This window comes from Pseudomonas sp. BO3-4 (genome assembly GCF_034044115.1).
Classification (GTDB): domain Bacteria; phylum Pseudomonadota; class Gammaproteobacteria; order Pseudomonadales; family Pseudomonadaceae; genus Aquipseudomonas; species Aquipseudomonas alloputida.
On the sequence record NZ_CP139018.1, the window covers coordinates 1,918,404 to 1,942,819 of the forward strand.

The 24,416-nt window shown below is 65.5% G+C and carries 7 protein-coding genes; 3 read left to right on the plus strand and 4 right to left on the minus strand.

Features of this window, described 5'->3' with window-relative positions; all coding sequences use genetic code 11:
* Positions 1-11: 11 nt before the first annotated feature.
* From REH59_RS08820 to REH59_RS08830, 3 genes are all read left to right on the plus strand, one after another.
* The gene (locus REH59_RS08820; RefSeq protein ID WP_320450484.1) at positions 12-10,310 is read left to right on the plus strand and encodes a non-ribosomal peptide synthetase; all 10,299 of its coding nucleotides are present in this window, start codon (positions 12-14) and stop codon (positions 10,308-10,310) included.
* Positions 10,307-13,483 (plus strand): non-ribosomal peptide synthetase, encoded by a 3,177-nt coding sequence (locus tag REH59_RS08825; RefSeq protein ID WP_265536623.1) that lies wholly within the window; start codon positions 10,307-10,309, stop codon positions 13,481-13,483. Before REH59_RS08820 ends, REH59_RS08825 begins: the two co-directional genes overlap by 4 nt.
* A 308-nt stretch (positions 13,484-13,791) precedes the next feature.
* Positions 13,792-16,284, plus strand: a complete 2,493-nt coding sequence (locus REH59_RS08830; protein WP_012051731.1) for a TonB-dependent siderophore receptor — start codon at positions 13,792-13,794, stop codon at positions 16,282-16,284.
* A gap of 57 nt (positions 16,285-16,341) precedes the next feature.
* Here REH59_RS08830 and REH59_RS08835 read toward each other — a convergent pair whose 3' ends face one another.
* The 4 genes from REH59_RS08835 to REH59_RS08850 all read right to left on the minus strand — a co-directional run bounded on the left by REH59_RS08835 (position 16,342) and on the right by REH59_RS08850 (position 24,364).
* Positions 16,342-17,220: a formylglycine-generating enzyme family protein gene (locus REH59_RS08835; RefSeq protein WP_003255995.1), complete on the minus strand. Its 879-nt coding sequence runs from the start codon at positions 17,218-17,220 to the stop codon at positions 16,342-16,344.
* Between the two features lie 37 nt (positions 17,221-17,257).
* Positions 17,258-21,466, minus strand: a complete 4,209-nt coding sequence (locus REH59_RS08840) for an amino acid adenylation domain-containing protein (protein WP_265536624.1) — start codon at positions 21,464-21,466, stop codon at positions 17,258-17,260.
* A 206-nt stretch (positions 21,467-21,672) separates the two neighbouring features.
* Positions 21,673-23,322 carry a cyclic peptide export ABC transporter gene (locus REH59_RS08845; RefSeq protein ID WP_014859687.1) on the minus strand — a complete coding sequence of 550 codons (1,650 nt, stop codon included), beginning with the start codon at positions 23,320-23,322 and terminating at the stop codon, positions 21,673-21,675.
* Positions 23,323-23,344: 22 nt separating this feature from the next.
* Entirely contained in the window at positions 23,345-24,364 is a 1,020-nt protein-coding gene (locus REH59_RS08850; RefSeq protein WP_003251532.1) for a GNAT family N-acetyltransferase, read from the minus strand.
* Positions 24,365-24,416 lie beyond the last annotated feature (52 nt).

Below are 24,416 nucleotides of genomic sequence, written 5' to 3' on the forward strand. Positions count from 1 at the left end.
AGGGGAAGGGCGTGCAAAAGTTAATCGAATCGGTAGCAACACTGTCGGCAAAGCAACGCAAGGCGCTGGCGGTGCTGCTCAAGCAGCAAGGTGTCGATCTGTACAGCGTGGCACCTGTTTTTCGACGCGATCCGACCGAGCCGCTTTCGCTGTCCTTCGCCCAGGAGCGGCAGCTGTTTCTTTGGCACCTTGAGCCAGACAGCGCCGCCTATCACCTGCCCAGTGCGCTGAACCTGCGCGGCGCACTGGACCTGGCTGCCCTGCAGCAAAGCTTCGATGCGCTGGTGGCGCGCCACGAGTCGCTGCGCACCACCTTCGCCACTGACGGTGAGCGCACCACACCAGTGATCCATGCCCCCGCGCCGGTGAGCATTGCCAAGCACACCCTGGCCCTGGCGCCCGGCGAGGACCGGGCGGCGCGGCTGCGCACCTGTATCACCGAAGAAATCCGCCAGCCGTTCGACCTGGCCCAGGGCCCGCTGCTGAGGGCCAGCCTGCTGTGCCTGGGGCCGGACGATCATGTGTTGCTGATCACCCAGCACCACATTGTCTCGGATGGCTGGTCGCTGGCGCTGATGGTGCAGGAGCTGGTGCACCTGTATCGCGCGTACAGCAGCGGCCAGCCAGCCAGCCTGCCGGCGTTGCCGATCCAGTACGCCGACTATGCCGCCTGGCAGCGTCAATGGATGGATGGCGGCGAACGGCAGCGCCAGCTAGCCTACTGGACCGCCCAGCTGGGCGGTGAGCAGCCTGTGCTGGCGCTGCCCGCTGATCGCCCGCGGCCGTTGCACAGCAGCTACCGTGGCGCCCGCATCGACCTGCCACTGAGCCCGGCACTGGCCGATGGCCTGCGGCAACTGGCACGGCGCGAAGGGGTGACCCTGTTCATGCTGTTGCTGGCGACCTTCCAGTGCCTGTTGCACCGCTACACCGGGCAGTCGGACATCCGCGTCGGCGTGCCGGTCGCCAACCGCACGCGCAAGGAAACCGAAGGCCTGATCGGCTTCTTCGTCAATACCCAGGTGCACAAGGCCGACATCGATACGCACCAGCCGTTCGTCCGCCTGTTGCAGCAGGTCAAGGCCAGTGCGCTGGAGGCCCAGGCGCATCAGGACTTGCCTTTCGAGCAACTGGTGGATGCGCTGCAGGTCGAACGGAGCCTGAACCGCAGCCCGTTGTTCCAGGTCATGTTCAACCATCGCAGCGCCGAGCGCCGGCTGCCAGGGGCCACACAGCTGCCAGGCTTGAGCGTGGAAGTGCTGGCGTGGGAAGAAGTGAACGCCCAGTTCGACCTGACCCTGGACACGGTCGAGACCGCGGATGGCCTGTGGGCATCGCTGACCTACGCCACCGACCTGTTCGACGCGCCAAGCGTCGAGCGCATGGGGCAGCATTGGCAGCATCTGCTGCACAGTGTGGTAGCCCAGCCGCAACAGCCGGTGGGCGAGTTGCCGATGCTGAGCCCGCAGCAGACGCAAGCGGTGCTGCACGACCTTAACGACACCGCCACCGACTACCCCGGCGACTGGCGCGTGCACCAGCTGTTCGAGGCGCAGGCGCGTCGCCAGCCGGATGCCACGGCACTGCTGTTCGGCGACCAGCGCATGAGCTACCGGGCGTTGAGCGAGCTGTCCAGCCAGTGGGCCCACAAGCTGATCGAACAGGGTGTCGGCCCGGAAAGCCTGGTGGGTATCGCCGCCGAGCGTTCGCTGGAAATGGTCGTTGGCCTGCTGGCGATCCTCAAGGCTGGTGCCGCCTATGTACCGTTGGACCCGGACTACCCGGCCGAGCGGCTGGCCTACATGTTCGAAGACAGCGGCATCGAACTGCTGCTGACCCAGGCCCACCTGCGCGAGCAGCTGCCGGCGTTTGCCGGGCAGGTCCTGTTGCTGGACCAGCCCGGCGAACTGGACGGGTACTCGCGGCAGGTGCCGGCGTGCCGGCTGCACCCGGAGAACCTGGCCTACGTCATCTACACCTCCGGCTCGACCGGGCGGCCGAAAGGCGCCGGCAACCGCCACCTGGCGTTGTATAACCGGCTGGCATGGATGCAGCAGGCGTATGCGCTGGACGGCGCCGACACGGTGTTGCAGAAAACCCCGTTCAGTTTTGACGTGTCGGTGTGGGAGTTCTTCTGGCCACTGATGACCGGTGCACGGCTGGCCCTGGCGGCGCCGGGGGAGCATCGCGAGCCGGAGCGGCTGATCGACACCATCGAGCGCCACCAGGTGACCACTTTGCATTTCGTGCCGTCGATGCTGCAGGTGTTCGTCCGCGAGCCGGGCCTGCAGCGCTGCCACAGCGTGCGGCAGGTGATCTGCAGCGGCGAGGCGCTGGCGGTGGACACCCAGCAGCAGGTGTTCAGCCACCTGCCCGGTGCCCGCCTGCACAACCTGTACGGGCCGACCGAGGCAGCGATCGACGTCACCCACTGGACCTGTGTCGACGAAGGGCGTGACAGCGTGCCGATCGGCCAGCCGATCGCCAACCTGTACACGCACATCCTTGGCCCGGCGTTCGAAGCCCTGCCGCAGGTGGCCATGGGCGAGCTGATGCTCGGTGGCCAGGGCCTGGCGCGTGGTTACCATCGTCGCCCGTCGCTGACGGCCGAGCGTTTCGTGCCCGACCCGTTCGGCAGCCACGGCCAGCGGCTGTACCGCACCGGGGATTTGGCGCGCTACCGCGACAGCGGGGTGATCGAATACTGCGGGCGCATCGACCATCAGGTGAAGGTGCGCGGGCTGCGTATCGAACTGGGTGAAATCGAGGCACGGGTGCTGGAGCACCCGCAGGTGCGCGAGGCGGTGGTGCTGGCCCAGGACAGCGGGCATGGCCAGCAGCTGGTGGCCTACGTACTGGCCGAAGAGCAGGGCATGGCAGTGGACGCCGCCGAACTGCGCGACAGCCTTCGCGAACAGCTCAAGGGCAGCCTGCCGGACTACATGGTGCCGACGCACATCCTGCAGGTGCAGGCCTGGCCGGTGACGGCTAACGGCAAGCTCGACCGCAAGGCCTTGCCCAAGCCCGACAACAGCGCCCTGCAGCAGGCCTACAGTGCACCGCAAGGTCCGCTGGAACAGCAGATCGCGGCGATCTGGCAGGACCTGCTCAAGCTGGAGCGGGTCGGCCGCAGCGACAACTTCTTCACCCTCGGTGGCGACTCGATCGTCTCGATCCAGGTGGTCAGCCGCGCCCGCCAGGCGGGCATCCGCTTCACCACCAAGGACCTGTTCCAGCACCAGACGGTACAAGACCTGGCTGCAGTCGCCCAGGTGGGGTGTGCGGCACAGGCCGACCAGCGCCCATTGCACGGGCCAACCCCGATGCTGGCGGTGCAGCATGCCTTCTTCGACACAGCCATTGCCGACCGCCAGCAGTGGAACCAGTCGGTGCTGTTCCGCCCGCTGCAAGTGCTTGATGCACAGGCACTGGAGCAGGCGCTGCAGGCCTTGGTCACGCACCACGACAGCCTGCGCCTGAGCTTCGTCGAGGTTGATGGGCAGTGGCAGGCCAGCTACCGGCCTGCCGGGCCGGTACAGCCACCTTTGCTATGGTGCGCGACACTGGCCGATGCCGGTGAGCTGCAGGCTTTGGGCACCGAGGCCCAGCGCAGCCTCAACCTGGCCGATGGGCCGATGCTGCGCGCGGTGCTGGCAACCTTGGCGGACGGCAGTCAGCGCCTGTTGCTGGCGATCCATCATCTGGTCGTCGATGGGGTGTCCTGGCGTATTCTGCTGGAGGACCTGCACCGGGCCTACCAACAGTGTGCGGCCGGGCAGGTGCCACAGTTGCCCGCCAAGACCAGTGCCTTCAGGGCCTGGGCCGAACAGCTGCAGGCCTACGCCGGCAGCGACACGTTGCAGGCCGAACTGGGCTATTGGCAGGCGCAGTTGAGCCATGCCAGCGGCAGCCTGCCGCAGGACAACAGCGCTGGCACCCTGAGCAACCGGTACGCCCACACGGTCTACAGCCACCTGGACGAGGCGCTGACCCGACAGCTGTTGCAGCAGGCCCCGGCCGCTTATCGTACCCAGGTCAACGACCTGCTGCTGACTGCGCTTGCGCGGGTAATCTGCCGCTGGAGCGGCGAACCCTCGACCCTGATCGAGCTGGAAGGGCACGGGCGCGAAGCGCTGTTCGACAACCTCGACCTGGGCCGCACGGTCGGCTGGTTCACCAGCCTGTTCCCACTGCGGCTGAGCCCGGCGGCAACGCTGGATGGGTCGATCAAGCAGGTCAAGGAACAGCTGCGCGCCGTGCCCGAAAAGGGCATTGGCTATGGTGTGCTGCGCTACCTGGCAGACGCTGCCAGCCGTGAGTGCCTGCGTGCCTTGCCGGTGCCGCGCATCACCTTCAACTATCTGGGCCAGCTGGATGGCCACCTGGCGACCGATGAACAGGCGCTGCTGGTGCCCTGCGCAGACCCCAAAGGCGATGAGCAAAGCCTGGACGCGTCATTGGGTAACTGGCTGACGCTCAATGGCCAGGTCTACGCCGGTGAGCTGAGCCTGGGCTGGACCTTCAGCAGCGACATGTTCGAAGTCGCCACCGTACAGCGCCTGGCCGATGAATACAGCCACGAGCTGCGCGCCCTGGTCGAACACTGCTGCCAGCGCGAACACGCCGGCATGACGCCGTCGGACTTTCCGCTGGCCGGCCTGACCCAGGCCCAGCTCGACAGCCTGCCGCTGCCGCCAGCGATGGTCGAAGACATCTTCCCGCTTTCACCCATGCAGCAAGGCATGATGTTCCATACGCTGCTGCAGCAGGGCGGGGATTACATCAACCAGCTGCGGGTCGATGTGACTGGCGTGGATCCCGAGCGCTTCCGTGCTGCCTGGCAAGCGGCAGTCGACTGCCATGACCTGCTGCGTGGCAGCTTCATCTGGGGTGAGCTGGCCAGCCCGTTGCAGATCATTCAGCGTGAGGCGCAATTGCCGTTCGCGGTGCATGACTGGCGTGGCCGTGACGACCTTGCCGATGCGCTGGAGGCGTTCGCTGCTGCAGACCGCGCGGCCGGCTTCGACCTGGTCCGGCCGCCGCTGTTGCGCCTGACCCTGATTCGCCTGGACGCGCAGCGTTATCACCTGATCTACACCAGCCACCACATCCTGATGGACGGCTGGAGCAATACCCGGCTGCTGGGCGAGGTGCTGCAGCGCTACCACGGCAGCGTGCCGGAGCAAGGGCCGGGGCGCTTCCGTGACTACATTGCCTGGTTGCAGCGCCAGGATGGCGCAGCCCGCCAGGCGTTCTGGACCCGCCAGTTGCAAGACCTGGATGCACCCACTTTGCTGGCCAGGGCCACGGACTGGGCAGCCGGTAGTGAAGGGCAGGGGCAGGTCGAGCGGGTACAGCAACTGGATGTCCGGCAGACCGCCCGCCTGGACGCCTTTGCCCGTGAGCGCAGGGTCACCGTCAATACCGTGGTGCAAGCGGCCTGGCTGCTGGTGCTGCAGCGCTATACCGGCCAGGCCTGCGTCGCCTTTGGTGCGACCACGGCTGGGCGGCCGGCCGAACTCAAGGGCATCGAGCAGCAGATCGGCCTGTTCATCAATACCTTGCCGGTCATTGCCAGCCCACGCCCGGAGCAAGCGCTGGGTGATTGGCTGGACACCGTGCAGGCGCTGAACATCGCCCTGCGTGAGTACGATCACACGCCATTGTTCGATATCCAGCGCTGGGCCGGGCAGGGCGGCGAAGCGCTGTTCGACAGCATCCTGGTGTTCGAGAACTACCCGGTGTCCGAAGCGCTGCAGGCCGATACCACCAGCAGCCTGGTGTTTGGTGAGGTGGCGAACCACGAACAGACCAACTACCCGCTGACGCTGGTGGTTAACCTGGGTACGCACCTGTCGCTGCAGTTGAAAGCCGATCGGGCACGGTTCAGTGCCCGGTTGGCCGAGCAACTTGGCGAGCACCTGTTGCAGGTGTTGCAGCAGATGCTTGAGAGCAGCGCCGAAACGGCGTTGGGCGAGTTGCCGATGCTGAGCCCGCAGCAGACGCAAGCGGTGCTGCATGACCTTAACGACACCGCCACCGACTACCCCGGCGACTGGCGCGTGCACCAGCTGTTCGAGGCGCAGGCGCGTCGCCAGCCAGACGCCACGGCACTGCTGTTCGGCGACCAGCGCATGAGCTACCGGGCGTTGAGCGAGCTGTCCAGCCAATGGGCGCACAAGCTGATCGAACAGGGCGTCGGCCCGGAAAGCCTGGTGGGTATCGCCGCCGAGCGCTCGCTGGAAATGGTCGTTGGCCTGCTGGCGATCCTTAAAGCCGGCGCCGCCTATGTACCGCTGGACCCGGACTACCCGGCCGAGCGGCTGGCCTACATGTTCGAAGACAGCGGCATTGAGCTGCTGCTGACCCAGGCGCACTTGCGCGAGCAGTTGCCGGCGTTTGCCGGGCAGGTGCTGCTGCTGGACCAGCCCGGCGAGCTGGGCGGTTACGCGCGGCAGGTGCCGGCGTGCCGGCTGCACCCGGAGAACCTGGCCTACGTGATCTATACCTCCGGCTCGACCGGGCGGCCGAAAGGCGCCGGCAACCGCCACCTGGCGCTGTACAACCGGCTGGCGTGGATGCAGCAGGCGTATGCGCTGGACAGCGCCGACACGGTGTTGCAGAAAACCCCGTTCAGCTTCGACGTGTCGGTGTGGGAATTCTTCTGGCCGCTGATGACCGGTGCACGGCTGGCCCTGGCGGCGCCGGGGGAGCATCGCGAGCCGGAGCGGCTGATCGACACCATCGACCGCCACCAGGTCACCACTTTGCATTTCGTGCCGTCGATGCTGCAGGTGTTCGTCCGCGAGCCGGGCCTGCAGCGCTGCCACAGCGTGCGGCAGGTGATCTGCAGCGGCGAGGCGCTGGCGGTGGACACCCAGCAGCAGGTGTTCAGCCACCTGCCCGGTGCCCGCCTGCACAACCTGTACGGGCCGACCGAGGCAGCGATCGACGTCACCCACTGGACCTGTGTCGACGAGGGTCGTGACAGTGTGCCGATCGGCCAGCCGATCGCCAACCTGTACACGCACATCCTTGGCCCGGCGTTCGAAGCCTTGCCGCAGGTGGCCATGGGCGAGCTGATGCTCGGTGGCCAGGGCCTGGCGCGTGGTTACCATCGTCGCCCGTCGCTGACGGCCGAGCGTTTCGTGCCCGACCCGTTCGGCAGCCACGGCCAGCGGCTGTACCGCACCGGCGACCTGGCGCGCTACCGCGACAGCGGGGTGATCGAGTACTGCGGGCGCATCGACCATCAGGTGAAGGTGCGCGGGCTGCGTATCGAACTGGGTGAAATCGAGGCACGGGTGCTGGAGCACCCGCAGGTGCGCGAGGCGGTGGTGCTGGCCCAGGACAGCGGGCATGGCCAGCAGCTGGTGGCCTACGTACTGGCCGAAGAGCAGGGCATGGCAGTGGACGCCGCCGAACTGCGCGACAGCCTTCGCGAACAGCTCAAGGGCAGCCTGCCGGACTACATGGTGCCAACGCACATCCTGCAGGTGCAGGCCTGGCCGGTGACGGCCAACGGCAAGCTCGACCGCAAGGCTTTGCCCAAGCCCGACAACAGCGCCCTGCAGCAGGCCTACCGGGCGCCGCAAACCCCGCTCGAGCAGCACGTTGCGGGTATCTGGCAGGAGGTGCTCGGCCTTGAGCGGGTGGGCCTTGGCGACCACTTCTTCGAGCTGGGTGGTCACTCGTTGCTGGCGACCCAGGCGGTATCGCGGATGCGCAAGCTGCCGGGTGTGCAAGTGACGTTGCGTGACCTGTTCGATCACCCGGTGCTGGAGCGCCTGCTGGCAGCGCTCGGCGGCGCTGGCAAGGCTGCGACCGCGCACGGTGTCGAGCTATTGGCCCATGGAGAAAAAGCCACCGCACCGTTGTCGTTGATGCAGCGGCGCTTGTGGGTTGCCGAGCAATTGTCCGGGGGCAGCGCTGCTTACGGCATGCCATTGGCCCTGCGCCTGCAAGGGCCGCTGCAGGTCGAGGTGTTGCGCAACAGCCTGAACGCGCTGGCGCAGCGACATGAAGTGTTGCGTACGGCCTACGTGCAGGACGACGAGGGTGATCCGCTGGCGCTGATTGCCGACCGGATCGAGGTGGATATCGCCCTCGACGACTGGTCCGGGTTCAGCCCGCAGGAGCAGCAACGGTGCATTGCCGAAGCCACCCTGGCCAACGCCAGCACACCGATTGCACTGGAGCATGCGCCGTTGTTGCGCTGCCGTCTGGCGCGCCTGGCAGACCAGGAACATGTGCTGTTCTTCACCATGCACCACATCATCTCCGATGGCTGGTCGATGGGCGTGCTGGTCCGCGACCTGGTTGAAATCTACCGTCACAGCGCCCCAGGGCAGACCCACCTTCTGGCGCCGTTACCGCTGCAGTATTCAGACTTTGCCTTGTGGCAGCAGGCCCTCGAGCAGGCGGGTGAGCTGCAGCGCCAGGCAAGCTACTGGCAACAGGCCTTGGCGGGCCATACCGGCCGCCTTGAGCTGCCACTGGAACAGCCGCGCAGCGAGCAGGCCTCCCATGCCGGCGGTGCGGTGGACTTTAGCCTGTCGCCGGCATTGACCGATGCGCTTGGCCAGTTCGCGGCCAAGGCCGGGGTGACCCTGTACAGCACGCTGCTGGCGGCGTTCCAGTGGTTGATGCACCAGACCAGCGGTGCCCACGACGTACTGGTCGGGGCCGACACCGCAGGCCGCCAGCACAGCGAACTGGAAGGCCTGATCGGCTTCTTCGTCAATGTATTGCCGCTGCGTTCCAGGGTGAGCGATGGGCTGGCCTTCGGTGACTTCGTGCAGGGCACCCAGCGCACCTTGCTCGCGGCCCTGGAGCATCAGGACCTGCCGTTCGACATGATCGTCGAGGCCCATGGCGCCCCGCGGGTGCGCGGCATGAACCCGCTGGTGCAGGTGCTGTTCGTGATGAACAACCTGCCCGTACGCAGCGAAGCCCTGGCCGACATTACCGTGCAGGCGCTGCCCGCCACGGCGCTCTATTCGAAGTTCGACATGGCCCTGTTCATCGAACAGGAGGCCGGGCAGCTCAGTGGCAACTGGCAGTTTGCGACAACGCTTTTCAGGCAAGAGCATATCCAGCGACTCGTCAGCGCATGGATCGCGATGCTCGAACAGATCGTCAGTGTTCAGGATATGAGGTGGCAAGCGATGAACGTTCCATTACAGGGTGGCGCCCTGGCTGGCAGCACACCGGTAAGCGCCCCGGCCAGCAAGGCCGACAAGCTGGGCAAATTCCTCAAGCGCTCTGCCGGCGCCACTGCAGCTGCACCGCCACGGGCTGCGGTGCGCGAGTCGCTGCTGGTACCAGGCCAGCTGTTCCCGTTGCTCGTCGAGCCTGGCGACGCATCGATCGACCTGATCGAGTGGGTGCGCAACAACCGGCCGCTGGTCGAGCGCAAGCTGGGCGAGCATGCGGGGATCCTGTTCCGCGGCTTTGCCCTGGAGGGTATCCAGGGGTTTGAAGCATTCGCCGAAGCTGTACAGCCGGGGCTTTACGGTCAATACGGTGACCTGCCGAAGAAGGAGGGGGGCAAGAACACCTACCGCTCCACGCCTTACCCGGAAACCAAAATGATCTTGTTCCATAACGAGAGTGCGCACCAGGACAGCTGGCCGCGCAAGCAGATGTTCTATTGCGAGCAGCCTTCGCCGGTCGGCGGTGCCACGCCGGTGGTCGACTGCCGCCTGATGTACGAAAAGCTGCCGCAGGCACTGCGGCAAACCCTCGAGGACAAAGGGCTGCTGTATGTGCGCACGTTCGCCGACAAGCTCGACGTGCCATGGCAGCATTTCTTCCGCACCGATGACCGCGCCGAGGTCGAGGCCCGTTGCCGTGCCGCTGGCATCGAATGGCGCTGGCTGGACAACGACGAGTTGCAGACCCGCACCCGCTGCCCGGCAATCATCACGCACCCGATCACCGGCGCACGCTCGTTCTTCAATCAGGTGCAGCTGCACCACATCTATTGGCTGGAGCCGGATGCGCGTGAAGACCTGCTGGCCATGTTCGGCCTGGAGCGCATGCCACGGCATGTGTACTTCGGCGATGGTTCGCCGATCCCCGACCAGGACATGCAACTGATCGGCGAGCTGTATGAAGCCTGTGCCGTGCGGTTCCAATGGCAGAAAGGCGACGTGATCCTGGTCGACAACATGCTGGCGGCGCATGCCCGTGACCCGTACGAGGGGCCACGCAAGATCGTCGTGGCGATGGGCGACATGTTCGACCGGGCCGCGCTGGAGGCGGCTGCGGCCATGCAGGTGATGGCGACCGAGGAGGCCCAGGGATGAACAGTTACGTAGACCAGGCCGAGGACATCGGTTTTGCCCTGACCGTCGACCAGCAACACTGGCTCGATGCCTTGCCCGCTTGCCCGGACTGGTCACAGGCCGCGACGCTGCTGAAGATCAGCGTTCAGGGCCGGCCGGACCCGGCGCGCCTGAGCCAGGCGCTTGAGCGCTTGGTCGAGCGCCACCCGATATTGGCCGGGCGCCTGGGCACTGCCCCGGGATACCGCGGCATGCGCCAGTTCATCGGCGCCCGGCGGCCAGCCCTGACGCTGGCAGTGCAGGCCGAGGCAGGTGCGCCGGCACTGCTCGAGCCTTGGTTGCAGCAGCGCTTCGAAATCGACCAGCTGCCAGCCGCCCAGGCCTTGCTGGTACCGGCCGCCGATGCCGGGCAATGGCATCTATGGCTGGGGGTGGCGGGCTTTGCCTGCGACGCGGCTGGCATGGCCATGCTGTACCGTGACCTGGCGGCGTTGTATGACACGCCAGCCGTGCCGGATGAAGACCTGCCTGAAGCCTTCGGGCAGTATCTGGAGTGGCGTGCCGAAGTGGCCCAGGATGAGGATGCAGCGGCAGCCCGTGGCTACTGGCAAGGGCACCTGATGCCAACGGAGCAGGGCATGAGCGCGCCTTGGCCAGCCTATCGCCAGGACCAGCCAGCGACGCATCAGGCACACCATCAGGTGAATCTGCCGCTGGCCTTGCAGGGGCAGTTGCAACGCCTGGCCGACGCCCGTCAGGCCAGCCTGGACACGCTGCTGCAGGCGGCCTGGTGGGCCTTGCTGGGCCGGCTTGGCGACAGCAACCGGTTGTTGGGCGCCTGGCAGCACGATGCGCGACAGGATTATGACTACTTCGCGAACAGTGCGGGGGCGTTCAGCAAGTTATTGCCGTTGTGCCTGCAGTGGGCTGACGAAACCCGTTTCGGCGAGCACCTTGCAGCGCTCGGCGCCGCGCTGGAGCAGCATGTGGCGTGGCAGGAGTACTGGGTACCGGAATGGGTGCCCACAGCCGTGCCGACCGTGGCGTTTTCCACTACGCCGGCGCTCGCGCCGCAGGTTGCCGGCGGGCTGTGCTGGCAGGGCGAGCTACTGGTGCCGCGCCTGCCGACGGGCATCGAGCTGCAGCTGCGCATTTGCCCAGCAGCGGGTGCTGACCAACCGATTACCGTGAGCCTGGATTACCTGGCCGGGCGCTACAGTGCGCGCGGCATGCAAGGCCTGCTGGAGCAGTACATTGAATTGCTGCGCAGCATCGTCCAGGCGCCGGACCGCCCGCTGCGGCAGTTGAACCTGCTGGGTGAAGCCGAGCGCCAGCGCCTGCTGTCGATCAACCCCGCGCCGCAACCACTGGCCGAGACATCACTGGCGGCCCAGATCAGCCAGTGGGCAATCGACACCCCCGACGCGCTGGCGCTGGTCGCAGGTGACGCGGGCCTGAGTTACGCCCAACTGGAGTTGGCAGTGCAGCGCCTGGCGCTGGCGCTGCAGCAGGCTGGCGTGCAACCCGGGGCGGTGCTGGCACTGGCGCTGCCGCGTTCGCTGGACTGGGTCGTGGCGATGTTGGCCAGTTGGCGTGTCGGCGCAGCCTACCTGGCGCTGGAGCCGCACTGGCCCGTTGCCCGGCAGGTGCGCCTGATGACACAGGCCGGCGCCACGCAGGTGCTGGTCGAACCGGCAGCGGTGGCCAGCCTGCGTGAGCAGGGCATAGAGGCGCTGAGCCTCGACAGCCTGTACCCGCTGGCGGTTGACACTGCACGGCTGCAACCGCACGCCGCCAGCGCCAGCGATGCCGCCTATGTCCTGTTCACCTCGGGCTCGACAGGCACCCCCAAAGGCGTGGTGGTCGAGCACCGGCAACTGCTGAACTACACCGCAGGCGTGTGCCACACGCTGGCGCTGGAGGGCTGTCGTCACTTCGCATTCGGCTCGACGGTGTCGGCCGACCTTGGCCATACGACGCTGTTCGCAGCCTTGTATGTGGGTGCGACACTGCACGTGGCCGCCGACGAGGTGATGAAGGATGCTGAACTGTTTGCTGCGTACCTCGAGCAGCAGGCAATCGACTGCCTGAAGATCGTGCCGTCGCACCTGAGCGCGCTGCTGGAGTCGAAGGCACCGGCAGTACCGGCCACCGTCATCCTGGGCGGGGAAGCCCCGAGCGCGGCGTTGCTGCAGCGCCTGTTGCAGATACGTCCGGACTGCAAGCTGTTCAACCATTACGGCCCGACCGAAACCACGGTCGGGGTCATGGTGCATCCGGTTCGGGCGGTACCGACCGGCACCCTCGGGTTGTCGCAGGTGTTGCCCAACAACCAGGTCTATGTGCTGGATCAGCACTTGCAGTTGGCGGTCACCGGCGTGCTGGGCGAACTGTATGTCGGTGGGCAGCAGGTGTGTCGCGGCTACCTGCAAGACGTGCAGAGTGACCCGCCGGCGTTCGTCGAGAGCCCGTTCGTGGCGGGCGAGCGGCTTTACCGCACCGGCGACCTGGCCCGCTATCGCCCGGACGGTGCTATCGAGCTGCAAGGCCGGCGCGACCATCAGGTGAAGGTACGCGGCTTCCGCATCGAGCTGGCGGAGATCGAGGCACAGCTGTCGGGTGCACCGCAGGTGGTCGAGGCGGCGGTGTTGTGCGATGGAGAAGCGCTGAGCGCGTATGTCAGCTTGCGCGACGAGGCCACGGCGGCTGCCCTGGACGCGGTCCGCGAGTATCTTGCCCGGCAACTGCCGGCGGTGATGCTGCCGCGTACCCTGCAGGCATTGCCGCGGTTGCCGCGCCTGGGCAACGGCAAGCTCGACCGGCAAGCGTTGCGGCAGGTGGGCAATGAACCTGCGGCGGGGCTGCTGGCCCCGCGTGATGCACTGGAAACCGTGATTGCGCAGCGCATGGCGCAACTGCTGGGGCTGGAGCAAGTGGGCATCGAGCAGGACTTTTTTGCACTGGGCGGGCATTCGCTGCTGGTCATCAAGCTGGCGGCAGGTATTCGCAAGTTGCTGCAGTGCGACATCAATCCAGGCGTCATCTTCGACCACGCTACGGTTGCCACCCTTGCCCAGGCGCTGCGCGAGCGCGAAGCCAACCCTGGCCAGTTGCTCAAGCTGGCCCAGGCCCGTCTGCGGCTCGACAGCATGAGCCCTGAAGAAAAAGCCCGGCTGCTGGAAAAGAGCCGCTGAGCCTCACCACGCCCAGGGGCGGGCAACCCGCCCCTGGGGTCTTTTGCATTGCCTCCCCCGTACTGCCGTGCCGATTGCGTGGAAGGATGCCGGCGAGATACTAATGCAAAAAATTCTCATTCTGGATTTTCCAGGGTGATGCGTCTTATGTAGGAGCGCGCTGAAAGCCACACGTGGCAAGCCGTTTTGACTTGCGTGTCAGGCGTCTGTCGCGGGATCTGTCCGGGGGAGGATGGGCAGCTCGGCCGTTTGGGGGCCGTTGGCGGGCGCGGGACGATTTCATTACACGATATAAATAGAGAAATACCATGCCAGCAGGATTTTTCGAGTTCAAACCATTGGTCAAGGCGCTTTGCATGTCCCGCTCGATCAGCGCCCGCTCATCACGGGCGTTGCTCGGCAAAGGGGTGCTGGGCGCCGCATTGATGCTGCCCATGGCCGCCCAGGTCTGGGCTCAGGGGGTCAACTTCGACATCGCTGCCCAGTCGCTGCCCAACGCCCTGCGTGCGCTTGGCGAGCAGGCCGATGTGCAGTTCATCTACAACGCCTCGGAAATGGCCGACCTGCGTGGCAATGAAGTGCGTGGCAGCTACACCGTCGATGCGGCAGTGGCCAAGCTGTTGCGCGGCTTGCCGGTCAGCTACAGCCTGGAGGGCGATACCCTGACCCTGGTGCGGCGTGAGCGGCCAGCGTCCTCGGCGCTGGAGCTGGGCACCACCAGCATCACGGGCAACACGTTGGGCGTGACCACCGAAGGCAGCAACTCGTATACCACCGGTGGCGTCACCATCGGCAAGAGCGAACACAAGCTCAAGGACATTCCGCAGAGCGTGTCGGTGATGACCCGCAAGCGCATGGATGACCAGAACATCACCGACTTGCCGACGCTGTTGGCCAACGCGCCGGGCATGACCTTCGCCAAAAGCCCGGGTACCGGCGGCTTCATCACCTCGCGCGGTTTTGAAATCGATTCGCTGCAGTACGATGGCGTGCCCATGACCCGTGGCATCTACGCGCTGGGCAGCTACCTGACGGAACCGACGGCATTCTATGACCGTGTCGAACTGCTGCGTGGCGGCGCTGCGCTGCTGCAAGGGGCCAACAGCCCCGGTGGCGCGATCAACTTCGTGCGCAAGCGCGGCCAGGCCAAGCCGACAGTCACCCTGACCGCCCAGGCCGGTTCCTGGGACCACTATGCCACCCAGGTTGACGTTGGCGGCCCGCTGAACGAGGCGGGCAACATCCGTGGGCGTGCCGTGGTCGACTACGATACGCGCAACTCGTTCATCGACTATGTGGGCGGCTGGGAGCAGAAGGTCTACGGTGCGCTGGACTTCGACCTGTCTGAAGACACCACCCTCGGTGTCGGCATCAGCGATCGCAAGACGCGTTTCACGCCCATGGTCGCCGGTTTGCCGCGCTTCAGTGATGGCCGGGACGTAGGCTTGTCGCGCTCGACCTTCACCGGCTCCGACTGGAACCGCGGCATGACCGAGCAGCTGGCGTTGTATGTCGACCTCGAGCACCGCTTCAACGACCACTGGAAGTTCAAGACCGCGGCGGTGGCGATCAACGAGCGCAACGAAATGACCTACGCCTACGTGGTAGCGCCGACCGGCCTGGCCAACGATGGGTCTGGGTTGTTCGACTGGCGCTATGCCACTGATTTCAACTCCCACAGCCGTGGCCTGGACATGTTCGTCGATGGCGACTTCAACGGTTTTGGCTTCGACCAGGAAGTGGTCTTCGGCGGTAACTACTCACGCTTCACCAGCGACAACACCATGGCGGTGGTGCGCAGCGCGGGGGCGAACATTTTCGATCTCGACAACCACTTGCCCTTCGAGAACTACGACAGCCTGGCGGCCCGTGGCACGCGTACCGACAGCCAGTACAAGATCGTGCAGAAAGGTATCTACGGTACCTGGCGCGTCAAGCTGACCGACCCGCTGACCTTGATCCTGGGCGGGCGTACCAGCTGGTACTCCTATGATTACGATTCCCAGGTCTATCAGGCCGGCGTCCATCAATACGACAGCCCGGCCTCCAAGGCCAACAACGGTGTTGTCACCCCCTACGCGGGCCTGGTTTACGAATTGACGCCGCAATGGTCGGCCTACGCCAGCTATGCCGACGTCTTCATCCCGCAGAGTGCCATTGGCGTGGGTGGTTCCACGATCGAGCCGATCACAGGTAGCAACTACGAGCTGGGCTTGAAGGGCGAGCTCAACGACGGCCAGGTCAATACCAGCGTCGCGCTGTTCCGCTATGACCATGAAAACCGCGCGGTGCCGATTCTGAACACCGAATCGTTGTGTGGCGGCTCCAACTGCGCGGCAGCGTCTGGCAAAGTGCGTAGCCAAGGCCTTGAAGCCGAGATCAACGGTGAGGTGCTGCCAGGCCTGCAAGCGTCGGCCAGTTACGTCTACAACACCACCAAGTACCTCAAGGACAACACGAACGAGGGCAAGATCTTCTCCACCTGGACGCCGAAACACTCGGTGAAGGTGTGGACGGACTACACCCTGCCTGGTGACTTCAGCCGCTTCAGTGTCGGTGGCGGTTTCAACAGCCAGAGCAGCACCGTTGCCTACGACCGCAAATTCGATTCGCCCGGCTTCACCATCTGGAATGCGCGCCTTGGTTACAAGGTCAGCGATGAAGTCAGCCTGGCGGTCAACTTCAACAACATCTTCGACAAGGTGTACTACATCCCGTCGTATGCTGCGGTCAGTGCCAACAACTACTACGGCGACCCTCGCAACTTCATGTTCTCGGTCAAATACACCCCACAGTTCTGAACCTGGGGCCACGCAGGCCATCTTGGCGGGTACCCCGCCCAGATGGCCTGCGCCAGGTCACAGCTCCCGCGCTACACGAAAGCCCAGGAAGTCGCCACGTACCGTGCGTTCGCGATCATTGCGATTGCCCGAACGCGAGAAGATCGGCGCTTCACCCCAGTCATTCCCGCGCATGTGCGCCGCCTGGCAAAGCCCGCCGTCGGCCTCCATCCAGGCGCTGCCATCGCTGGGCGCGCCGACGTAGTCCTTGTGGTAGCAGTCGGCGACCCATTCATACACGTTACCGTGCATGTCATAGACGCCAAAGGCATTGGGCGGATAGCTGCCTACCGGTGAGGTGTAGCTGTAGCCGTCCTTGGGGCCGTAGGTATTGGCGTGCTTGCTGATCTGGTAGTCGCCTTCTTCATCGAACGGGAACGGGAACGGCCCGGTGGAGCCGGCCCGTGCCGCGTACTCGCGTTCGGCCTCGCTGAGCATGCGGTAAGTGTGGCCGGTCTTTTTGCTCAGCCACTGCGCATAGGCCTGCACATCGTAGTAATCAACGCACACTGCCGGCTGGCGCGGCCCTTGCGGGTAGCGAGGCTTGCTGGCCTGGCACAGGCGCCCTGGGCGTTTGTCACCGTCCTTGATGACCACGCCGGTTTCCTTGATATAGGCATCCAGCTCGCCGGCGGTGACCTGGAAGCGGCTGATGGCGAAGGGTTTGGCGAAGGTCACGGTATGTTGCGGGCCTTCGTCGGGCTGCTTGCCCGGTTCGTCATCCGGCGTGCCCATGACGAAACTGCCCGCAGGCAGCACGACCATTTCCGGGCAGCCGGCCTTGCAATCCTGGAAGACCTCGCCCGGGGTCTTGCTGGCAGCCTGGGCGAGTAGCGGGCAGGCCGCCATGGCCAGGGCAAGGGCCAGGCCGGTGACGGTGTAGGGGGCGCACTTCATGGCGAACGTTTCCTTTTTGGCAGGTGTGACGGGGTATTCAGGGTGCCGGGCAGCTACGGCCGAACGCCTCGATGAACGAGTCGATCAGGGGCTGCTCCAGCATCATGGTTTCGTGTGGGTAGGGTGAGTGCAGCGAAACGTCCAGCTCACCCCCTGCGCAGAACTGGCGGATGACCTGCTCGGCGGCGTGAATGTGTGCTGCGCTCTTGTGCACCTGCGACCACCAGCAGCTGGGCTTGACCCTGAGCGGAGTGAGGGTGAAATCGGCGAAGCTCGCTTCCAGCTGATCGTGGATGTCGAACGCCTGGGCATTCATGATCTGGGCCTTGGCACTGGCCAGCACGCCCTGGACATCGCTGCCAGCGTCAGCCAGGTGCGCCGTGGCCCACTGGTAGAACGCCTTGACGTCCTGAGTAGGGTTGGCGTGCAGCTGCTCGGCGGCGGCCTGTTTGGCCTGCGGGAACAACAGCCCGAACAGCTCGACGGTGTCTTGCAGCTCGCGCTGGCCCGGCGTATCGCTGTGGCGGGCTGGGCGAGGGGTGTGAAGGGGGAACGCGGCGCGGCTCAACTGCGCCTCGGGCAGGGTGCTGTCGACCAGCCCCAGGAATGCGACTTCGCAGCCGGCCTGTTCCAGCTGCCGGGCGATGTCCCAGGCAATGCTGCCGCCCAGGGACCAGCCCATCAGGCGGTATGGCCCGGACGGTTGTGCCTGGCGGATCTGTGCGGTGTAGTCGGTGATCATCGCTTGCCAGCCCTGCTGTTCGGCCGGCGCCGGGCTGCCGCCCCGGTGCTGCACGCCGTAGACGCAAGCCTGCGGTTCCAGGCACCTGGCCAGCGGCTGATAGCTGAAGACCATGCCGCCGCTGGGGTGGATACAGAACAATGCAGGCAGCGGTGTGGCCGGGCGGTTGAGGGGCACGATGCACGGGCTCGCACAGGCATGCTCACGGCCCAGATGTGCAGCCAACAGGTCGATGCGGGGGTAGGCGAGCAGGTCCTGGATACGCACTGTCAGGCCCAGTGCCTGCTTGATGCTGGCCAGCAGCTGGATGGCCAGCAACGAGTGGCCACCCAGTTCGAAGAAGTGATCGTCGCGGCTGATACGTTCGACGTTGAGCGCGGTTTGCCACAACGTGGCCAAGGCCTGTTCCAGCGCGCCCTGGGGAGCGTTGTAGGCTTGCTGCAGCAGGCTGGCATCGGCCTTGGGCAGGGCCTTGCGGTCGAGCTTGCCGTTGGCTGTCAGCGGCCACCGGTCGAGCAGCAGCAGGTGCGCCGGGACCATGTAGTCCGGCAGCGCTTCCTTCAACTGTTCGCGCAGTTGCGCGCGCAGCCCGGCCTGCTGCTCCAGCGCTACCTCGGCAGCGGGGATCAGGTAGGCCACCAGCTGCTGGCCGGTCGCGCCTTCCTGGGCCAGCACCAGGGCCTCGCGCACCTGCGGCTGCGCCTGCAGGCGGGCTTCGATTTCCCCCAGCTCGATGCGGAAGCCGCGGATCTTCACCTGGTGGTCGATGCGTCCCACATACTCGATCACCCCGTCGGCGTGGTAGCGCGCCAGGTCACCGGTGCGGTACAGGCGCCCGCCAGGGGCACCGAACGGGTCCGGCACGAAGCGTGTGGCGCTCAGGTCGCTGCGCTTGAGGTAGCCGCGCGCCAGGCCGGCGCGGCCGACGTACAGCTCGCCGATGCAGCCTTTGGCTACCGGGTTCAGGTCGCCGTCGAGCACATACCAGGACAGGTCGGGGATCGGCAAGCCCATCGGGCTGCTGGCCGCCTTGCCCAGGTCGGCCAGCGACAGCGGCCGGTAGCTGACATGCACGGTGGTTTCGGTGATGCCGTACATGTTCACCAGCTGCGGCTGGCGGTCGCCGAAGCGTTCGAACCACGGTGCCAGGCTGTTGACGTCCAGCGCCTCGCCCCCGAACACCACGCTGCGCAGTGCCAGTGGCCGCTGCGGCTCGGCCGTGGTGGCCACCGCCATCAGTTGCTTGAACGCCGACGGGGTCTGGTTCAGCACCGTGACCTGTTCATCGGCCAGCAACTGGTAGAAGGCCTCGGGTGAGCGGCTGGTGTGCTGCGGCACGATCACCAGGCGCCCGCCGTACAGCAGGGCGCCGAAGATTTCCCACACCGAGAAGTCGAAGGCATAGGAGTGGAACAGGCTCCACACGTCGTCGCTGCCGAAGCGGAAGTCGGCGTCGGTGGCCGTGAACAGGCGCAGCACGTTGCGCTGCGGCAGCAGCACGCCCTTGGGCTTGCCGGTGGAACCGGAGGTGTAGATCACGTAGGCGAGGTTGTCCGGGCTGACCGTGACCGGCGAGCAGGCCAGCGGGTCGGCCTGGGTGCTGTCATCGTTGCCTTCCAGGCTGAGCACGCGCACGCCTGCCGGCACCGGCAGGCTGGCCAGCACCTGGGGCTGGGCCAGCAGGCGCTGCAGGCCGCTGTCTTCGATCATGTAGGCCAAACGGTCGGCCGGGTAGGCCGGGTCCAGCGGCACATAGGCACCGCCAGCCTTGAGGATGGCGAAGATGCCAACGACCATGTCCAGCGAGCGCTCGGCAGCCAGGCCGACCAGCACGTCGGGCCCGACCCCGTCGTCGACCAGGCGCCGGGCCAGGGCGTTGGCACGCTGGTTGAGCTGGGCATAGCTCAGGGCCTGGCCCTCGCAGGTGACGGCGATGGCATCGGGGGTGCGCTGCACCTGGGCCTCGATGCGGCTGTGCAGGGCCTGATCGGCCGGGTGCTCGGCGGGGGCCGGGTTCCACTGGGCGAAGGTGGCCTGCTGCTCCGGCGTGCCCAGCATGTCGAGCTCGCCCAGCCGTTGCTCGGGCCCCCGGGCCATGGCCAGCAGCAGGTTCTGCCAGTGCCGGGCCATGCGTTGCACGGTGGCGTGGCTGAACTGGCTGCAGTCGTATTCGAGGCTGAAGCCAAGGCCGTCGGCTGCGTATTCAAGGTCGATGCCGATCAGGCATTTGGCCTGGGCGCTGGCGGTATCGAGGAAGTCCAGCTGCAGTGGGCCCAGGGCCAGCGGGCCGCTGGCAGTCCCGGCCACGCGCCAGTTGAACAGCGCCTGGAACAACTGGGTGGGTAGCACCTGGCCGTTGTGCTGCAGCGTCTCCAGGTACAGCTCCATCGGGTAGTCGCTGTGGCTCAGGGCCGCAATAGACTGCTCCCGCAGGTTTTGCAGCAGGGTCTGCACGGATTGCTGCGGGTCGAGTTCGGCGCGGTAGATCTGGGTGCTGACGAAAAAACCTACCAGCTGCTGGGTTTCGCTGCGGTTGCGCCCGGCGCTGGGCACGCCGAGGGTGAATTGCCGCTGGCCGCTGTAGCGGCCCAGCAGCACCTGCCAGGCGGCCAGGGCGATGACGAAGGGTTGCACGCCCTGCTGCCGGCTGAGCTGCAGCAGGGCCTGGAACACCTCGGCGTCCAGTTGCAGGCCATGGTAGCGGGCACTGGTGCCCTCGGGCGGTGCGTCAGCGCAGCGCGGGTCGAGGTCACCCGGCAACATCAACGGCTGCAGTTCGTCACCCAGCCGGGTATGCCAGTAGCGGGCAGACGCTTGGCACGCATCGCTTTGCAGGTAAGCCTGGCGTTGCCAGATGGCGTAATCGGCATACTGGATGGCGGGCCGTTGCAGCTTGCAGGCTCCCTGGGCGGCTGCCTGCGAATAGGCGCCCAGCAGGTCCTGCAGCAGGATCGGATTGGACCAGGCGTCTGAAACGATGTGGTGCATGTTCAGCAGCAACACATGCTCGTCACCTTGTACTTTCACCAGTCGGGCCCGGATCAGGGGCGCCTTGCCGAGGTCGAACGGTGCCAGCGCATCCGCTTCGATGAGCCGCTGCAATGCATGAGGGCGTTGCGTGGCGGGCATGGCGGTCAGGTCGTCGCAGGGCATTTCGAGGCGTGCGTCGGCTTCGACGAACTGCTGCGGTATGCCCTCGACCTCGGCGAACCTGCTGCGCAGGATGTCATGGCGGTCGACCACCGCCTGCAAGGCCATGGCCAGCTGCTGGCCATGCAGTTCACCCTTCAGTGACAGTGCCCGTGGCAGGTTGTACGCCGCGCTCTGCGGGTTGAACTGCTGCAGGTACCACAGGCGCTGCTGGGCGAAGGAGAGGGGGGCCGGCCCGGCGCTCTCGCGTGGTGCTATCCGGTCGGGTTCAGGCCGCTCATCCTGGAGGAGGGCGAGCAAGGCGTCGTCCAGCAAGTCTTCAGCGAGCGAGTCGGCATCCAGTGATTCGTGCATGGCGGTCCCTGTGGCAGTCGAGGCGAAGGACAGCAGCATGGGGGCCGGCCTTGCCGGCGAATGGCCGCTGTCCTCTGGAGAGGTGTATGGCCAGTAAACGAGCCGCCGCACGGCAAATTTACCGGCGGGCGTGTGGGTGACGGGGCGGGTGGGCAGGCCCCGGCCAGGGTTGTAACCGACCTGGTCGGGGCGAGGGATGCAGCCGGTCAGGCCGGCTGGGCTGCGGTGCGAACCTTGCCGCTGTCCATGTGTACCAACTGGTCGGCAATATCGAAGTAGCGGTCATCGTGGGAGATGACAATGATGGTCTTGCCCAGGCGCTTGAGGTCCGGCAGCAGCTCTGTGTAGAAGATGCGGCGGAAGGTTGGGTCCTGATCGGCTGCCCACTCGTCGAACACCAGTACCGGGCGCTGCTCCAGCCAGGCGCTGATCAGGGCCAGGCGCTTGCGTTGCCCAGTGGACAGGTCGGTGGTGGTGAAGGCGCCGTCACGTACGCTGACCTTGTGCGCGATCTCCAGGCGTTGCAGGTATTGGGTCGCATCGTCGGGAATCTGCTGGTCACCCTGGACCACGTCGTCGAACAGGTAGTAGTCGGCGAAAATGGTGGTGAACAGTTGTCGGTAGTCATCCCGGTCAAGCACCGAGACCGGCTGACCATCCAGCAGGATGTCACCACTGTGCGGCGCATACAGGCCAAGCAGCAGCTTGATCAGCGTGGTCTTGCCACAACCGTTCTCGCCGACGATGAACACGATGTCGCCCTGGTTGATCGTGAGGTTCACCGGGCCCAGGCGAAACGGCGTGCTGCCCTCGACAGCCGGAAATGCGTACTGCACATTGCGCAGTTCCAGGCTGTCGATGGTTTGGCGCGGTGCGCCTTGGCCGTCGAGCAGCAGGTTCGGTTCGGGCGAGGAAAACTGCTCTGACAGCTCGGCAATGCGCTGGAATGCCACCTGTGCCTTGCTGACCAGCGGCAGTACGCTGACCAGATGGTCCAGTGGGCCTTTCATGTACAGCAGCACCAGCACGAAGCCGGTCATTGCCGCCTGATCGACGCTTGTCCAGGTGCTCTGCAGGGCCAGGGCCAGGCCGATGACGATGAAGAACAGCGTCGAGCCGAACGTCTTGGCCAGGATGTAGGTATTGACTGCCTTGATCTGGATGGCGCTGATCCGCTCGCTGATCCCCTGGATGTGCCGGGTGAACATGCGATACCGGCGCGGCCGGTGTATGCGCAGCTCCTTGGCGCCCTGGGCAATGGCGTTGTAATGCTTCTGCAGGTCGTCCTCGGCCTCGCGGGCGGTATTGAACCCCTTGATGCCGCGCGTACGGGCGATGACCTGGGCGGTGATGCCGGCGCCCAATGCCAGCAGCATCAGCAGGAACAGCGGGCCGGACAATGTTGCCAGGTAGCCCATGCAGCCCAGCGTCACCGTCAGCGAAATGGTCAGGGGGGCGAAGGCGAACGAGAAATCGCTGATGGTATCGATATCGTGGGTCAGCACCGGTATCAGGCGGTGGCTGCGATAGCGCTCGATCTGCTCGATGGGCGCCGAAAGCACTTTTTCGCCCAGCTCCTTGCGCAGTTTGGCAATGATCTTCTGGCCAACGAAATTGGTGCCCATGTCGGAGAAGATGCTGCTGAGCAAGGTCAGCACGCAGAGGCCGGCAAACAACCACAGCACGGCGTGGGTCAGCCCTGCTTCGCTGTTGAGGGCGCGGTTGATGGTGGCCAGCAGCGTGGTGACGCTGAAGCCGCCGAGGATGCCCAACAGTATGGAAACCAGCACGATGGGCCAGAACGGCTTGAGCAACTGGGCAAGCTCGCGGGTCGCGCTGAGCGGTTTGCGAATCATGGGGAAGTCTTCTCCAGGCGGATCAAAGGACGTGGTCATCAAAGAAGGCTTCGCGCTCCAGACGCAGCAGAGCGGCTTTCTTGTGGGCCAGTTGAATGTCCTTCAGGTGGCCGAACCCCTGGGACTTGAGGAAGTCGATCTGGCGCGTATGGTCGATGCGCGGTTCGCCGAGAATCCGCTGGGTGCGTGGGTCATCGAGGAACATGTAATGCATCAGCGAGCGGAACCAGCCGCGCAGTTTGCCGATGCCCTGGTGCTTGGGTTCGCCGATCACCACGTGCCAGCCACGGTCGTAATCGGCGACGTCGTAGTAGGGGGCGATGCGGTCTTCCTTGCACCAGTACACTTCAAAGTAGGCGAAGGGTTCGTCGTCGAAGCAGCCGATCAGCGGGTGTACGCGCGGGTCGTCGAGCATTTCGCGAATGTATTGCGCATGTTCTTCCGGAGTGCCGGTCTGCTCCCAGAAGAACGCGACTTGCTCCAGGTTCATCCAGCGGTTGAAGGCTGCAAGGTCCTTCACCGGGTCGATGGTGCGCAGTGAAAAGGTGGCGTTCAGCTTCGGCAGATGGCGTCGATAGACTTCGCCCGCCGGTTTGGGCGGGCGTTGCGGGTGGCGTTTCTCGCCGCTGAAGCAATAACGCGGGGCCGTGTGCACGCTGGCCGGCTCGCGAAGCCATGGCAGGGGTTGCTGCCAGAAGGTCTGGCGGGTACAGCGCAGGGCAAGCCTGCCTTGGTCGTCGACCTGCCAGTGATCGAAAATGCCTTCGCGTACCGCACGCACGGCAAATTCCCGGTCGCCAGGGACCTGCACATTCACCTCGTTGCATTGTTTGCGGTGGCAGAAACGGGTCGCCAGCACTGCCAGCATCGCGCTGGCCGGAAATGCTGGCGGAAGTTGCTCGAAGACGATGCGGTTGTCGACCTCCCGGTAGGGGATGGCGGCGCTGCTGTCGAGGCGCAGGCTACCGCTCTCTGGCGTTTCATCCTGGGCACTGGCTTTGCGGCCATCGGCCAGGATCAGACTGAAAGAGGGTGCGTTCATAGGGCTTCCTGTGAGAGGGCGAGTGCGACGTGTCGGGTGCTGTCCATGGATA

Coding starts and splice junctions, on each gene's coding strand:
- REH59_RS08825 (WP_265536623.1), top strand. CDS start 10,307: ATGAACAGTTACGTAGACCAGGCCGAGGACATCGGTTTTGCCCTGACC.
- REH59_RS08845 (WP_014859687.1), bottom strand. CDS start 23,322: ATGATTCGCAAACCGCTCAGCGCGACCCGCGAGCTTGCCCAGTTGCTC.
- REH59_RS08840 (WP_265536624.1), bottom strand. CDS start 21,466: ATGCACGAATCACTGGATGCCGACTCGCTCGCTGAAGACTTGCTGGAC.
- REH59_RS08830 (WP_012051731.1), top strand. CDS start 13,792: ATGCCAGCAGGATTTTTCGAGTTCAAACCATTGGTCAAGGCGCTTTGC.
- REH59_RS08835 (WP_003255995.1), bottom strand. CDS start 17,220: ATGAAGTGCGCCCCCTACACCGTCACCGGCCTGGCCCTTGCCCTGGCC.
- REH59_RS08850 (WP_003251532.1), bottom strand. CDS start 24,364: ATGAACGCACCCTCTTTCAGTCTGATCCTGGCCGATGGCCGCAAAGCC.